This is a genomic window from Pseudomonas fluorescens, assembly GCF_900636825.1.
In the GTDB taxonomy this organism is placed as follows: Bacteria; Pseudomonadota; Gammaproteobacteria; order Pseudomonadales; family Pseudomonadaceae; genus Aquipseudomonas; species Aquipseudomonas fluorescens_BG.
Genome location: NZ_LR134318.1, coordinates 5,832,381 through 5,845,596, shown reverse-complemented (window position 1 = coordinate 5,845,596; position 13,216 = coordinate 5,832,381). Strand labels below are relative to the sequence as shown.

Here is a 13,216-nt window from a genome sequence, read left to right as displayed (position 1 = left end):
AAATTAAACCTGGTTCAGACGTTCGGCGATAAAAGTGACCAGTTGGCGAGCAATCTTGCTCTTGCTGGTCTGGGCGAAAACCGTGGCGTGCAGCTCACGGTCGATGACGCTGCAGGCGTTTTCTTCGCTGTTGAAACCAATGCTCGGGTTGGCGACGTCGTTGGCGACGATCAGATCGAGATTCTTGTCCTTCAGCTTGCGTGCAGCGTAGTCGAGCAGGTGTTCGGTCTCGGCGGCGAAGCCGACACTGAATGGACGATCGGTACGGGTTGCGATGGTGGCAAGGATGTCCGGGTTGCGCACCATTTGCAGGACGAAGCCGTCGCCGCTCGTAGGATCTTTCTTGAGTTTGTGCGGGGCGACGACTTCCGGGCGGTAGTCCGCCACTGCTGCTGAGGAAATGAATACATCGCAGGGGATCGCCGACTCACAGGCCGCAAGCATGTCGCGGGCACTGACCACATCAATGCGGGTAACGCGATCAGGCGTTGGCAGGTGCACCGGGCCACTGATCAGGGTGACACGGGCGCCGGCTTCTACCGCCGCTTCAGCGAGGGCAAAGCCCATTTTCCCGGAGCTGTGATTGGTGATGTAGCGCACCGGGTCGATGTTTTCCTGGGTCGGGCCGGCGGTAATCACCACGTGTTTGCCGGTCAATGCCTGGCGCTGGAAGCAGTCCGCGGCGAGCAGCGCCAGATCAGTGGCTTCCATCATGCGGCCCATGCCGACGTCGCCGCAGGCCTGGCTACCCGAAGCCGGGCCGAAAGTCTTCAGGCCACGGCTTTCCAAGAGTTGCAGGTTGGCTTGGGTCGCCGGATCGCGCCACATCGCCTGATTCATCGCTGGTGCGACCGCGACCACAGCGTCGGTGGCCAGCACCAGCGTGGTCAGCAGATCGTTGGCAATGCCTTGCGCGAGGCGGGCGATCAGGTCGGCGGTGGCCGGGGCGATGAGCACCAGATCAGCCCACTTGGCCAGCTCGATGTGGCCCATCGCGGCTTCAGCGGCGGGGTCGAGCAAGTCGAGGTGAACCGGGTGGCCCGACAAGGCCTGCATGGTCAGCGGGGTGATGAACTCGGCGCCGCCATGGGTCATGACCACACGCACTTCGGCGCCCTGGTCGATCAGGCGACGAACCAGATCGGCGCTCTTGTAGGCCGCAATGCCGCCGCCGACGCCCAGAACGATGCGTTTCCGATACAGCCGCTGCATAGGTCTGCCTTTCATTTCGTGGGTGACATACGTGGCGAAAACCCCTCCCCAGGGTGAATCCGCCCGCAAAAAAGATGGGCTAAGATATCACAGCGACCGCTACGGAACAGCGGCGCCCACAGACAGGGAATGTGTATGAGTATTCGTGATTGGCCTGCGGCAGAACGGCCGCGGGAAAGGTTGTTGGAGCACGGGGCAGCGAGCCTTTCGGACGCTGAGTTATTGGCCATTTTTCTACGCACTGGCTTGCCCGGATTGAGTGCTGTGGATCTGGCGCGCAACTTGTTGACTCAATTCGGCAGCCTGCGTTTGCTGCTTGAGGCCGATCAGCACGCATTCAGCAAACAATTGGGTCTCGGGCCGGCAAAGTTTGCGCAACTGCAAGCTGCTCAGGAAATGAACAGGCGGCATCTGGCTGAAAAATCGAGGCAGAAACCGGCCCTGGAAAACCCACAGGTCGTTCGCGATTATCTTAAAGCGATGCTGCGTCACGAACCGCATGAAGTGTTTGGTTGCCTGTTTCTCGACTCCAAACATCAAGTACTGAATTTCGAAATACTTTTTCGTGGCTCGATCGACAACACCAGCGTGCATCCGCGCGAGGTGGTCAAGCGATGCCTGGCCAATAACGCTGCGGCGTTGATCCTGTGCCACAACCATCCATCGGGGAACACTGACCCCAGTCAGGCTGATCGATTGCTGACCAAGCGTCTGCAGAAGGCGCTGGAGTTGGTTGATGTGCGGGTGCTGGATCACTTCATCGTGGGCGATGGCGAGCCGTTGTCGATGGCTGAGTGTGGTTGGATGTAACGCCATGTAGGAGCTGCCGCAGGCTGCGATCTGTTGATGTTGATCTTCAAAAAACAACATCAACAGATCGCAGCCTGCGGCAGCTCCTACAATGGACCGGGCTATTTCAGGGTGACTTTCGAATAATCCTGACGCCCGAACGGGCTTACCGAATAACCCTGCACGTCTTGGCGCGTCAGTGCATAGGCGGTCGGGTGCGCCAGCGGTAGCCACAACGCCTGCTGCTGGATCTGCGTTTGCGCCTGTTCGTATAGCTTCGTGCGCACCCCTTGTTCGCTGGTGGTCTTGCCGGCGCTGATCAGCTTGTCCAGATCGGCGTTGCAGTAGCGGGCGAAGTTGGTGCCGGACTTCACCGCCGCGCAGGAAAACTGCGGGGTGAGGAAGTTGTCCGGGTCGCCGTTGTCGCCGGCCCAGCCCATGAACAGCAGATCATGCTCGCCCGCCTTGGCGCGGCGAATCAGCTCACCCCACTCGATGACGCGGATTTCCGCCTGAATGCCGATTTCTGCCAGGTCCGATTGCAACATTTGCGCGCCGAGGCTCGGATTGGGATTCAGCAGGCTGCCCGATGGACGTGTCCAGATCGTAGTCTTGAAGCCATCCTGCAACCCGGCCTTGGCGAGCAGCGCTTTGGCTTTCGCAACGTCGTGCGGGTAGCCCGGCAGATTTTTCGCGTAGCTCCAGGTGTTCGGCGGGTAAGGGCCGTTGGCCGCTTCGGCGGTGTCTTCGAATACGGCTTTGATGTAGTTGGCCTTATCGAAAGCCAAGTTGATCACCTGGCGCACTTCCGGCTTGTCCAGCGGCGGATGCTGGCTGTTGATGCCAACGAAAGCGGTCATGAACGCGTCAGTCTTTTCGACTTTCAGCGTCGGTTCTTTCAGCGCGGCTTGTACGTCCAGAGGCTTGGGCGACAAGGCGATCTGGCACTCATTGCGCCGCAGTTTTTGCAGGCGCACGTTGGCGTCCGGGGTGATAGCGAAGATCAGCGGATCCACTGAAGGCTTGCCACGGAAATAATCCGGGTTGGCCTTGTAGCGGATCGCGGCGTCTTTCTGGAAGCGGGTGAACACGAACGGGCCCGTGCCGATCGGCTGGCTGTTGAGCTTCTCCGCCGCGCCGGCCTTCATCAGCTTGTCGGCGTATTCGGCGGAATAGATCGAAGCAAAGCCCATGCTCAGGGTGGCGAGGAAGGTCGAGTCCGGATGATCAAGCGTAAAACGTACGGTCAGTGGGTCGAGCGCATCGATTTTCTTGATCAGCGCTGGCAGCTGCATCGACTGCGCGTGCGGGAAGCCGCTCTGCGCAACTTTGTGCCACGGGTTGGCCGGATCGAGCATGCGGTCGAAACTGAATTTCACGTCTTCGGCGGTCAGCTCACGGCTCGGCTTGAAGTAGTCGGTCGTATGAAACTTCACCTGCGGGTGTAGCTTGAAGGCGTAAGTCAGGCCATCGGTGCTGACTTCCCAGCTATCAGCCAGACTGGGGATGACCTTGCCGCTGGCGGTATCGAAATCCACCAGGCGATTCATCAGCACGTCCGCCGAGGCATTGGTGGTAGTCAGCGAGTTGTATTGCACCACGTCGAACCCCTCAGGGCTGGCCTCGGTGCAGACGCTCAATGCGGCGGCTTGGGCCAGTGGGCTCAGCAAGAGCGGGGCGAACAGCAGGGGTAGGGCAGCGAGGCGCATGGTCGGTTTCCTTTTACAGATCGAAGGCCCATCTGCAAGTGCAGTCTGGAAAAGGCCTACCCTAGAGGGCTGGATTACAAATGACTATCCCCTTTTTGCATTTTCAGGGCACAGTGATGGCAGTTTTTCAGACCGCGGCGTGGCGCAAAAAGTCTGGTTCGCTCGTTAAGAGGAATTTCCGCGACGAGTGGTCAACATCCACCTCAGCCTTTATCCAAAGCGCCCGCAAGCCGAAAAAGCGGCTTTTTATTGATTCATTGCACAGCGATTGTTGTTGCACCCCGGTCTTTCTGGTATAAAGCAGCGCTCTTTTCTAGGGGCCCGGTTCCTTCACTGTAGGTGTAGCCGGTAAGACCTCTAAAGAAACGCGGCGCCTGGCGCCAAATGACTGAGAGATTAAGCGGCCAACCCATGCCGGGTTGGGCATGTGGTTTTAGAGGGCTGAGGCATGTCGAGAGTATGTCAAGTTACCGGTAAGGGTCCGGTGACTGGGAATAACATTTCCCACGCAAACAACAAAACCCGTCGTCGTTTCCTGCCGAACCTGCAGCATCACCGCTTCTGGGTTGAAGAAGAGAAACGTTTTGTGCGTCTGCGCGTATCTGCCAAAGGCATGCGTATCATCGACAAGCGTGGCATCACTGTCGTGCTCGCCGAACTTCGCCGCGATGGCAAGATTTAAGGGAGCTAATCATGCGTGAATTGATTCGTTTGATCTCGAGCGCCGGTACTGGTCACTTCTACACTACCGACAAGAACAAGCGTACTACCCCGGACAAAATCGAGATCAAGAAATTTGATCCGGTTGTTCGCAAGCACGTGATGTACAAGGAAGGCAAAATCAAGTAATTGATTTTCCTGACTTACAAAAAAGGCCCGTATCTCACGATGCGGGCCTTTTTTGTTGCCTCGAATATTTGCAGGCTGTCTATGTAGGAGCTGCCGAAGGCTGCGATCTTTGATCTTTTTTTTAAGGATCAAGATCAAAAGATCGCAGCCTTCGGCAGCTCCTACAGAGGGCTTAGATCAGGCTTTTTGTTCGAAGATCACATAGATCTTGCGGCAAGCCTCCAGCACCTCCCAGGTCCCGCGAAACCCGGCCGGAATCACAAAGCGATCGCCAACTCGCAACGTCTTGGCATTGCCATCGCTGTCACGCAGCACCGAAACCCCCTGCAGAATCTCGCAATACTCATGCTCGGTGTAATTCACCGTCCACTGGCCCACCGCGCCTTCCCACACGCCGACGCCCATCTGCCCGCAAGGGCTGTCGTATTGATGGAACACCGCTTGCTCAGGGTAGCCCTTGAGAACTTTTGTCGGGTCCGGGCGATAGCGTTCGGCTTCGCTGCTCCCCAGGCTGATGTCGACGACGTTGTGGATGCTCATTGTTGTTTTCTCCCGTAATGACGGCGCGTTGACTGGAATTGAACAAAGTCTATGTTTATTAAAATGAACACCGCAAGGCCGTATGGCCGGCTTATGTCAAATATATTGAAACAACCCCGGCCGCTGGTTTAGGGTGGCGGGTGCCTCGGGCCGAAATGCAGGCTGGCCGGGCAGAATTCTTGAAGACGTCCGCGAAGATCGCGGCGCCCGTATTCAATAAGAGGAGGACACCCGAATGACCACCCTGACTCGTGCCGACTGGGAACAACGCGCCCGCGATTTGCAGATTGAAGGCCGCGCCTACCTGAACGGTGAATACACCGACGCTGTCTCCGGCGAGACGTTCGAATGCATCAGCCCGGTCGACGGTCGTCTGCTCGGCAAGATCGCCAGCTGCGACGCCGCCGACGCTGAGCGTGCGGTGGAAAACGCTCGCGCCACCTTCAATTCCGGCGTTTGGTCGCGCCTGGCGCCGACCAAACGTAAAGCCACCATGATCCGTTTCGCCGGACTGTTGAAACAGCATGCCGAAGAACTGGCGCTGCTCGAAACTCTGGACATGGGCAAGCCGATCAGCGATTCGCTGTACATCGACGTGCCAGGCGCAGCCCAAGCGCTGAGCTGGAGCGGTGAAGCGATCGACAAGATCTATGACGAAGTCGCCGCGACTCCGCACGATCAGCTAGGCCTGGTGACTCGCGAGCCGGTGGGCGTGGTCGGGGCCATCGTGCCGTGGAACTTCCCGTTGATGATGGCGTGCTGGAAACTCGGCCCGGCGCTGTCGACCGGTAACTCGGTGATCCTCAAGCCGTCGGAAAAATCGCCGCTGACCGCCATCCGCATCGCTGCCTTGGCCGTTGAGGCCGGGATTCCGAAAGGTGTGCTCAACGTGCTGCCGGGTTACGGTCACACCGTCGGCAAGGCGCTCGCGCTGCATAACGATGTCGACACGCTGGTGTTCACCGGCTCGACCAAAATCGCCAAGCAACTGATGATCTACTCCGGCGAATCGAACATGAAACGCGTTTGGCTGGAAGCGGGTGGCAAGAGCCCGAACATCGTCTTCGCCGATGCGCCGGACCTGCAGGCCGCTGCCGAATCCGCCGCCAGCGCCATTGCTTTCAACCAGGGCGAAGTTTGCACCGCCGGTTCGCGTCTGCTGGTCGAGCGTTCGATCAAGGACAAATTCCTGCCTATGGTGATCGAGGCGCTGAAAACCTGGAAGCCAGGTAACCCGCTGGATCCGGCGACCAACGTCGGTGCGCTGGTCGATACCCAGCAAATGAATACCGTGCTGTCGTATATCGAATCCGGGCATAGCGATGGCGCCAAACTGGTCGCTGGCGGCAAGCGCATCATGCAGGAGACCGGTGGCACCTACGTTGAGCCAACGATCTTCGACGGCGTCAGCAACGCGATGAAGATTGCCCAGGAAGAGATCTTCGGCCCGGTGTTGTCGGTCATTGCTTTCGACACGGCTGAAGAGGCCATCCAGATCGCCAACGACACGCCGTATGGCCTCGCCGCAGCGGTCTGGACCCAGGACATCTCCAAGGCGCACCTGACCGCCAAAGCCTTGCGCGCGGGTAGCGTGTGGGTCAACCAGTACGACGGCGGCGACATGACCGCTCCGTTCGGTGGCTTCAAGCAGTCGGGCAACGGTCGCGACAAATCGCTGCACGCCTTCGACAAGTACACCGAGCTGAAGGCGACGTGGATCAAGCTGTAATTCATTAAGAGAGCCTGAGTCAGTCAGGCTCTCGGACCTACAGAGATCCCTGTGGGAGCGAGCCTGCTCGCGAATGCGGTGTATCAGTCAGCTCATCTGCTGAATGTGAAATCGTATTCGCGAGCAGGCTCGCTCCCACAGTAGTTTTGCGATGTTCATAAAAATATCCACAGGAGCGTGGAACATGCGGTGGGGGACGTATTTCGCCGTGTTGGCGTCTGTCTTGAGTGTCGGCTTGGCTTTGGGTGTCAGCATGCCGCTGGTGTCGCTGCGCCTGGAAGGCTGGGGTTATGGCTCGTTCGCTATCGGTGTGATGGCGGCAATGCCGGCGATTGGCGTGCTGCTGGGGGCGAAGATTTCCAGCCATCTCGCCGCGTATTTCGGCACGGCGAACCTGATGCGTTTGTGCCTGTGGGCCGGCGCCTTGTCGATCGGCCTGTTGGCACTGTTGCCGAGCTATCCGATCTGGCTGCTGCTGCGGCTGATGATTGGAGTGATCCTGACCATCGTGTTTATCCTTGGCGAAAGCTGGATCAATCAATTGGTGGTCGAGCAGTGGCGCGGGCGTCTGGTGGCGCTGTATGGCAGCAGCTATGCGTTGAGCCAATTGTCGGGTCCGCTGCTGCTGGGCGCGCTCGGCACCGAGCATGATTACGGATTCTGGGTGGGCGTCGGTCTGCTCACGGTTTCGCCTTTGTTGCTCCTGGGACGCAGCGGCGCGCCGAGCAGTGAAGCCAACAGCGTAACGTTCAGCGACTTGTGGGGGTTCGCCCGCGAGCTACCGGCGATTGCCTGGGCGGTGTCGTTGTTCGCGGCGTTTGAAGCCATGATTCTGACACTGCTGCCGGTGTACTGCCTGCAACAGGGCTTCACTGCCGAAATTGCTTTGGCGATGGTCAGCACCGTGGTGGTTGGCGACGCGTTGCTGCAATTGCCGATTGGCGCTCTGGCCGATTACCTGTCGCGGCGCACGCTGTTTGCCGGTTGCGCGGTGGTGTTGATGCTGTCGAGTCTGGCGATTCCAATGCTGCTCGACACGCTGCTGATCTGGCCGTTGTGGGTACTGTTCGGCGCCAGCGCCGGCGGCTTGTTCACTTTGTCGCTGATTTTGATCGGCGAGCGCTATCGAGACGACGCACTGGTCCGCGCCAATGCGCACATCGCGCAGCTGTGGGGTGTCGGTTGTCTGGTCGGACCGTTGGCGGCGGGGGCGGGCAGTCAGTGGATCAATGGGCATGCGTTGCCGCTGTTGATGGCGGCGGGGGCGTTCGGGTTGGTGCTTTTGTTGTTGCGCCAAGGGGCGTTCGGCGCCGCGCAGGCGGCTTAAGGTCAAAAGATCGCAGCCTCCGGCAGCTCCTGCAGTTGGACGCATATCCCCCTGTAGGAGCTGCCGGAGGCTGCGATCTTTTGCTTTTTTATAGCATGCGTTCCAAGCCGACGCTGGTGCTGAACCACGAATTGAAGCGTCGCCACCAGCTCCCCGGCTCCTTGGTCAGGGTATGCATCTGACCGTTGTCTTCGGTGAGCCACACGACCTTGCCCTCTTCAAGTTTCGCCTGATAACTGAGGGTTGGCGCCATGCCTTGCAGCGCCAATGCGCGCACATGCTCGGCCAGCTCCGGGCTATCGACCAGTACGCCGACTTCGGTATTCCACAGTACTGAGCGTGGATCGAAATTGAACGAACCGATAAACGATTTGCGTCGATCAAAGATCATCGCTTTGCTGTGCAGGCTGGAATCCGAGCCGCGATACGAACGGCTATAGAACACGCGCGGCCCGCTGCCATAGTTATCCCCAGGCTGGCGCCGCAGCTCATAGAGTTTTACTCCGTGTTCAAGCAACGCCTTGCGATACGGCGCGTAACCGCCATGTACCGCGGGCACATCGGTGGCCTCCAGCGAATTGGTCAGCAGACTCACGGCAACTCCGGCGTCGGCGCGCCCGGTCAGGTAGACCAGCCCCGGCTGGCCCGGCACGAAATACGCTGAAATCATGATCAGCTCTTTGCTGACACCGGTCAGTTCCGGCGCCAGTTGCGTGGTCAGCAGCAGGTGCGGATCCGGTTCGCCGTTGGACAGGACTTTGCTCGGCGCATCCCACAAGGCTTGGTTCCAGGCCCAGATCAGCTCCTTGCGCCAGATGTCCATGCGCGGATCCGTGGTGAACTTCATCAACTGTTGATACAGCGCGTGATTCTGCTTGCGGGTTTCTTCCAGCGATTCTTCCAGGCGCGTGCGGGTGTTGTGCAGGTCGGCAGCGGTGGGTCGACTGGAGAGAAACTCTTCAATCGGCTTGCTCAACGCGCTGTTCCAGTATTGATCGAAACTGTGCCCAAGCTGCTCGGCGACCGGGCCGACGCTGAGCATGTCGATGTCGGTGAAATTCAGATTGGGTTGGGCATCGAAATATTCATCACCCAGATTGCGCCCGCCGACGATGGCCGCACTGTTGTCCGCCAGCCACAGCTTGTTGTGCATGCGCCGATGTTGCACAGACAAATTGAACAGACGTCCCGCCGCACGCGTGACACCGGTGCTGCGCCCCAGATGCAGCGGATTGAACAAGCGAATCTGGATCTGCGGATGCGCCGCCAGCGTGGCGATGATCTGGTCGAGGCCATCGCTGGTGGTGTCGTCGAGCAGGATGCGCACGCGCACGCCACGGTCGGCAGCCTTCAGCACCTCTTCCACGAGCATTCGGGTGCTGATGCCGTCGTGAACGATGTAGTACTGCAAATCAAGGCTGACCTGCGCATGACGAATCAGCTCAGCCCGGGCGGTAAACGCCTCGCCACTGTCGGACAGCAGACGGAAACCCGATTGCCCCTTATAGGGAGCCGCCTGAGCCTGGATCGAACGGCCGAAACTGGACTGCTCCGCCGGTAACGTCTGGCTCGGTTCGCGCGATACATCAAGGCTGGCGCAGCCGCTGAGGAACGAGGCGAGTATCAGTAAAGCGAGTAGGGGCTGTCTGAAGCTCACGTAGGCATGTTCCGGTTGGCGGCTGAGGTCGGGATTTGGACGCCAGGCTCGCGAAAAAAGTCAGTCGGTCTCCGCGAGTAATTTTATCGCGGCCGCACCGACCCTGCGCACCGCCTCTTCGATTTGCGCGGTTGGTTTGGCAGCGTAGTTCATCCGCAGGCAATTGCGGTATTTCCCCGAGGCGGAAAAGATGCTGCCGACAGCAATCTGTACGTTTTGGTCATGCAACGCACGATTCAGTTTCAGCGTGTCGAAACCCTCTGGTAGCTCGACCCACAGCATGAAGCTGCCCTGCGGACGGCTGGCGCGGGTGCCGACGGGGAAATAGCGGGTTACCCAGTCGATCATCAAGTCGCGATTGCGTTGGTATTGCGTGCGCATCCGGCGCAAATGTGGTTCGAAATGACCAGCCTTGAGAAATTCGGCGATGGCGATTTGCGGCTGCGGCGCGGTGGATCCGGTGCTGATGTACTTCATGTGCAGCACCCGTTCCAGATAGCGTCCCGGTGCGACCCAACCAATGCGCAATCCCGGCGCCAGGGTTTTGGAAAACGAACTGCACAGCAATACGCGACCATCTTCGTCGAAGGATTTGATCGTGCGTGGGCGCGGGTAGGTGTAGGCGAGTTCGCCATACACATCGTCTTCGATGATCGCCACGTCAAAGCGCTGGGCCAGCGTCAACAACGCGCGTTTGCGCGACTCTGGCATGACGTAGCCGAGCGGGTTGTTGCAGTTCGGCGTGAGCTGAATGACCTTGATTGGCCATTGCTCCAGCGCCAGTTCCAGCGCGTCGAGGCTGATACCGGTGAGCGGGTCAGTAGGGATTTCCAGGGCTTTCATGCCCAAGCCTTTGAGCGTCTGCATGGCGCCATGGAAACTCGGCGAATCTACCGCGACGATGTCGCCCGGCTCGCAGATGGCGTGGATGCTGGTGGATAGCGCTTCGTGACAGCCTGTAGTGATAACCAGATCGCTTGGGCTCAATTGGCACCCGGAATCGAGCATCAAGCGAGCGATCTGTTCGCGCAGTTCGAGGTTGCCGTGAATATTGTCATAATACAGACCGGGCATGTCCTGTCGGCGACTGATTCGCGCCAGCCCACGCAGCAGCGGTTTCATGGTCGGCGAGCCGACATCGGGCATGCCGCGGCCAAGCTGTACCACGTCTTTGCGCGGCACCGCGCGGATCAATTCCAACACCTGATCCCATTGTGAGATCTCCACCGGCCGCTGCGCAGGGCGACCGATTGCGGGCAGCTCCGGCAGCTCCCGACCGACCGGCACGAAGTAACCGGACTTGGGTTTCGGCGTAGCGAGACCGTTGTCTTCAAGCATGCGATAAGCCTGCTGCACCGTGCTCAGGCTGACGCCATGTTCAACGCTCAAGGCGCGCACCGAGGGCAAGCGATCGCCGGGCCGATAGAAGCCCTGTTCTATGCGGGTGCCGAGCAATTCGGCAAGGTTTACATACAGAGTCATGGCGGCCTCGGTGCAGTTGAGCAAAAACCAGTACAGATGCGGCAAAAATCGATCATTCAGTCGGCAGATCAGTAAATCTGTATGGAGTTAATACAGGTTGTTTGCGTCTGTAATGGTTTTGCTCGCCCGCGCATCATGGAATCTCTGGCTACCCAAGTAAACAGGAGCGACAAAAATGAACGGCTTGAGCGATGTGCGGCTGACGTTACACAGTCAGGAACTGGCGGCAGGGCAGAAGGAAAATGCGCGCAATCTCATGCGTAACGCACCGTCTGGCCTGAGTCGCTGGGGTCTGTTGTGGCATCGTCTGCACACGCGCAAGGCCTTGCTGGCGCTGACCACGGATCAGCTCAGGGACGTCGGCCTGACGCGTGAACAGGCATTGGAGGAGGGGTTGAAGCCGTTCTGGCGGATCTGAGAGCCGTATCGTCCCGGTCGACATCCCGGCCACGTTTAAATGTAGGAGCTGCCGAAGGCTGCGATCTTTTGATCTTGTTTTAACGGCAAGAACAAAAGATCGCAGCCTTCGGCAGCTCCTACAGGGATGGTTCAGACCAACTCTTTCATTCGATGCCACAACATCCCCAGCGCCAACAATGGCGAGCGCAAAAGCTTACCGCCGGGGAAGGTGATGTGCGGCACCTTGGCAAACAGATCGAACCCGCCGCTGTGCTGGCCACTGATCGCTGCGGCCAGCAGCTTGCCCGCCAGGTGGGTGGCATTCACTCCGTGGCCGGAATAGGCCTGGGCGTAATACACGTTCGGCTGATCGGCGAGCCGGCCGATCTGTGGCAAGCGGTTGGCGCCGATGCCGATCATCCCGCCCCACTGGTAATCAATCTTCACCCCGGCCAGTTGCGGGAACACTTCGAGCATCTTCGGCTGCATGTAAGCGCCGATGTCTTTCGGATCACGCCCCGAGTAGTGACACGCGCCGCCAAACAGCAAGCGTCGATCCGCCGAGAGCCGGTAGTAATCCAGCGCCACCCGCTGGTCGCAGACGGCCATGTTCTGCGGCAAAAGGCTATGGGCCAACTCGTCGGACAATGGCTCAGTCGCGATGATGTAGCTGCCAGCGGGCAAAACTTTGCCGCTTAGTTGCGAGTTGAGGTCGTTGAGATAAGCATTGCAGCCGAGCACCAGGGTTTTCGCCCGTACCGAACCCTGCGCGGTGTGCACCTTCACTTCGGTGCCGTAATCGATGCGCGTCACCGCCGATCGCTCGAACAGCTGCACACCCGATTGCTGCGCCGCCGCCGCCTCGCCCAAGGCCAGATTCAATGGGTGCAGATGCCCGGAGCCCATGTCGATCAAGCCGCCGACGTAGCGCTTCGAACCGACCACGGTGTGCATCTCGTCGGCTTGCAGCAAGCGGGTTTCGTAGCGATAGCCGAGGCCGCGCAACTCCTCGGCATCTTCAGCGAAACCTTCAAGGTCGGAAGGTTTGTTGGCAAGGTCGCAATAGCCCCAGGTCAGGTCGCAGGCAATGCCGAAACGCTCGACGCGCTGCCGGACAATTTCCACCGCTTCCAGGCCCATGAGCTTCATTTCACGCACGCCATCGGCACCGATGATATTGGCGAACTGGTCGAGGCCGTGGCCAACCCCGCGAATCAGCTGCCCGCCATTGCGACCGCTGGCGCCCCAGCCGATCTTGTGCGCCTCCAGCAACACCACACTGAGGCCGCGTTCAGCCAGCTCCAGCGCCGTATTCAATCCGGAAAAGCCGCCGCCGACCACACAGACATCGGCCACGGCTTCGCCTTGCAACACCGGATAGTCGGGGTGCGGCAGGCTGCTGGCGGCGTAATAAGAGGCAACGTGAGGTTGGCTCGCGGTGTTCTGAGCGCGGGCGGTCATGGGCATCATCCAACGGCTGGGTGTCGAGGAAATTTGACGGAGCATAAGCCGTGCGCCCGAAC

The 13,216-nt window shown here is 59.3% G+C and carries 12 protein-coding genes; 6 read left to right on the top strand and 6 right to left on the bottom strand.

Annotated features, from left to right (window positions below):
• Nucleotides 1-3: 3 nt before the first annotated feature.
• Complete coding sequence (gene coaBC / locus EL257_RS26795) at nucleotides 4-1,212, bottom strand: bifunctional phosphopantothenoylcysteine decarboxylase/phosphopantothenate--cysteine ligase CoaBC (RefSeq protein WP_126367678.1); 1,209 nt, start codon at nucleotides 1,210-1,212, stop codon at nucleotides 4-6.
• Between the two features lie 135 nt (nucleotides 1,213-1,347).
• Between coaBC and radC the strand changes: the two genes are divergently transcribed.
• A complete protein-coding gene (gene radC / locus EL257_RS26790) occupies nucleotides 1,348-2,022 on the top strand; it encodes a RadC family protein (protein WP_126367676.1) in 675 nt (224 codons plus the stop codon).
• Between the two features lie 101 nt (nucleotides 2,023-2,123).
• On the opposite strand, the gene EL257_RS26785 is transcribed toward radC, so the two are convergent.
• Nucleotides 2,124-3,710 carry an ABC transporter substrate-binding protein gene (locus EL257_RS26785; RefSeq protein WP_126367674.1) on the bottom strand — a complete coding sequence of 529 codons (1,587 nt, stop codon included), beginning with the start codon at nucleotides 3,708-3,710 and terminating at the stop codon, nucleotides 2,124-2,126.
• Nucleotides 3,711-4,158: 448 nt separating this feature from the next.
• Between EL257_RS26785 and rpmB the strand changes: the two genes are divergently transcribed.
• A complete protein-coding gene (gene rpmB, locus EL257_RS26775) occupies nucleotides 4,159-4,392 on the top strand; it encodes a 50S ribosomal protein L28 (protein ID WP_007920377.1) in 234 nt (77 codons plus the stop codon).
• Between the two features lie 11 nt (nucleotides 4,393-4,403).
• On the top strand, nucleotides 4,404-4,559 hold the full coding sequence (gene rpmG, locus EL257_RS26770; protein WP_022960960.1) for a 50S ribosomal protein L33: 156 nt from the start codon (nucleotides 4,404-4,406) through the stop codon (nucleotides 4,557-4,559).
• 177 nt (nucleotides 4,560-4,736) lie between these two features.
• On the opposite strand, the gene EL257_RS26765 is transcribed toward rpmG, so the two are convergent.
• Nucleotides 4,737-5,099: a cupin domain-containing protein gene (locus EL257_RS26765; RefSeq protein ID WP_126367670.1), complete on the bottom strand. Its 363-nt coding sequence runs from the start codon at nucleotides 5,097-5,099 to the stop codon at nucleotides 4,737-4,739.
• Between the two features lie 235 nt (nucleotides 5,100-5,334).
• Here EL257_RS26765 and EL257_RS26760 point away from each other — a divergent pair, with 235 nt between their 5' ends.
• Entirely contained in the window at nucleotides 5,335-6,828 is a 1,494-nt protein-coding gene (locus tag EL257_RS26760; protein ID WP_126367667.1) for an aldehyde dehydrogenase, read from the top strand.
• Nucleotides 6,829-7,012: 184 nt separating this feature from the next.
• Nucleotides 7,013-8,155 (top strand): MFS transporter, encoded by a 1,143-nt coding sequence (locus EL257_RS26755; RefSeq protein WP_126367665.1) that lies wholly within the window; start codon nucleotides 7,013-7,015, stop codon nucleotides 8,153-8,155.
• Between the two features lie 88 nt (nucleotides 8,156-8,243).
• Here the strand turns inward: EL257_RS26755 and EL257_RS26750 are convergent, their stop codons facing one another.
• Nucleotides 8,244-9,812: a phospholipase D family protein gene (locus tag EL257_RS26750; protein ID WP_126367663.1), complete on the bottom strand. Its 1,569-nt coding sequence runs from the start codon at nucleotides 9,810-9,812 to the stop codon at nucleotides 8,244-8,246.
• 60 nt (nucleotides 9,813-9,872) lie between these two features.
• On the bottom strand, nucleotides 9,873-11,294 hold the full coding sequence (locus tag EL257_RS26745; RefSeq protein WP_126367661.1) for a PLP-dependent aminotransferase family protein: 1,422 nt from the start codon (nucleotides 11,292-11,294) through the stop codon (nucleotides 9,873-9,875).
• A gap of 175 nt (nucleotides 11,295-11,469) precedes the next feature.
• Here EL257_RS26745 and EL257_RS26740 point away from each other — a divergent pair, with 175 nt between their 5' ends.
• On the top strand, nucleotides 11,470-11,712 hold the full coding sequence (locus EL257_RS26740; RefSeq protein ID WP_126367659.1) for a DUF1127 domain-containing protein: 243 nt from the start codon (nucleotides 11,470-11,472) through the stop codon (nucleotides 11,710-11,712).
• A gap of 131 nt (nucleotides 11,713-11,843) precedes the next feature.
• On the opposite strand, the gene EL257_RS26735 is transcribed toward EL257_RS26740, so the two are convergent.
• Nucleotides 11,844-13,154, bottom strand: coding sequence for an NAD(P)/FAD-dependent oxidoreductase (locus EL257_RS26735; protein ID WP_126367657.1), 1,311 nt, complete (start codon nucleotides 13,152-13,154; stop codon nucleotides 11,844-11,846).
• Between the last annotated feature and the right edge of the window lie 62 nt (nucleotides 13,155-13,216).

Bases quoted from the DNA above. Each gene is read 5' to 3' on its own strand.
- EL257_RS26755 (WP_126367665.1), top strand. From the start codon at position 7,013: ATGCGGTGGGGGACGTATTTCGCCGTGTTGGCGTCTGTCTTGAGTGTC.
- EL257_RS26740 (WP_126367659.1), top strand. From the start codon at position 11,470: ATGAACGGCTTGAGCGATGTGCGGCTGACGTTACACAGTCAGGAACTG.
- radC (WP_126367676.1), top strand. From the start codon at position 1,348: ATGAGTATTCGTGATTGGCCTGCGGCAGAACGGCCGCGGGAAAGGTTG.
- rpmG (WP_022960960.1), top strand. From the start codon at position 4,404: ATGCGTGAATTGATTCGTTTGATCTCGAGCGCCGGTACTGGTCACTTC.
- EL257_RS26785 (WP_126367674.1), bottom strand. From the start codon at position 3,710: ATGCGCCTCGCTGCCCTACCCCTGCTGTTCGCCCCGCTCTTGCTGAGC.
- EL257_RS26735 (WP_126367657.1), bottom strand. From the start codon at position 13,154: ATGACCGCCCGCGCTCAGAACACCGCGAGCCAACCTCACGTTGCCTCT.
- coaBC (WP_126367678.1), bottom strand. From the start codon at position 1,212: ATGCAGCGGCTGTATCGGAAACGCATCGTTCTGGGCGTCGGCGGCGGC.
- EL257_RS26765 (WP_126367670.1), bottom strand. From the start codon at position 5,099: ATGAGCATCCACAACGTCGTCGACATCAGCCTGGGGAGCAGCGAAGCC.
- rpmB (WP_007920377.1), top strand. From the start codon at position 4,159: ATGTCGAGAGTATGTCAAGTTACCGGTAAGGGTCCGGTGACTGGGAAT.
- EL257_RS26745 (WP_126367661.1), bottom strand. From the start codon at position 11,294: ATGACTCTGTATGTAAACCTTGCCGAATTGCTCGGCACCCGCATAGAA.
- EL257_RS26760 (WP_126367667.1), top strand. From the start codon at position 5,335: ATGACCACCCTGACTCGTGCCGACTGGGAACAACGCGCCCGCGATTTG.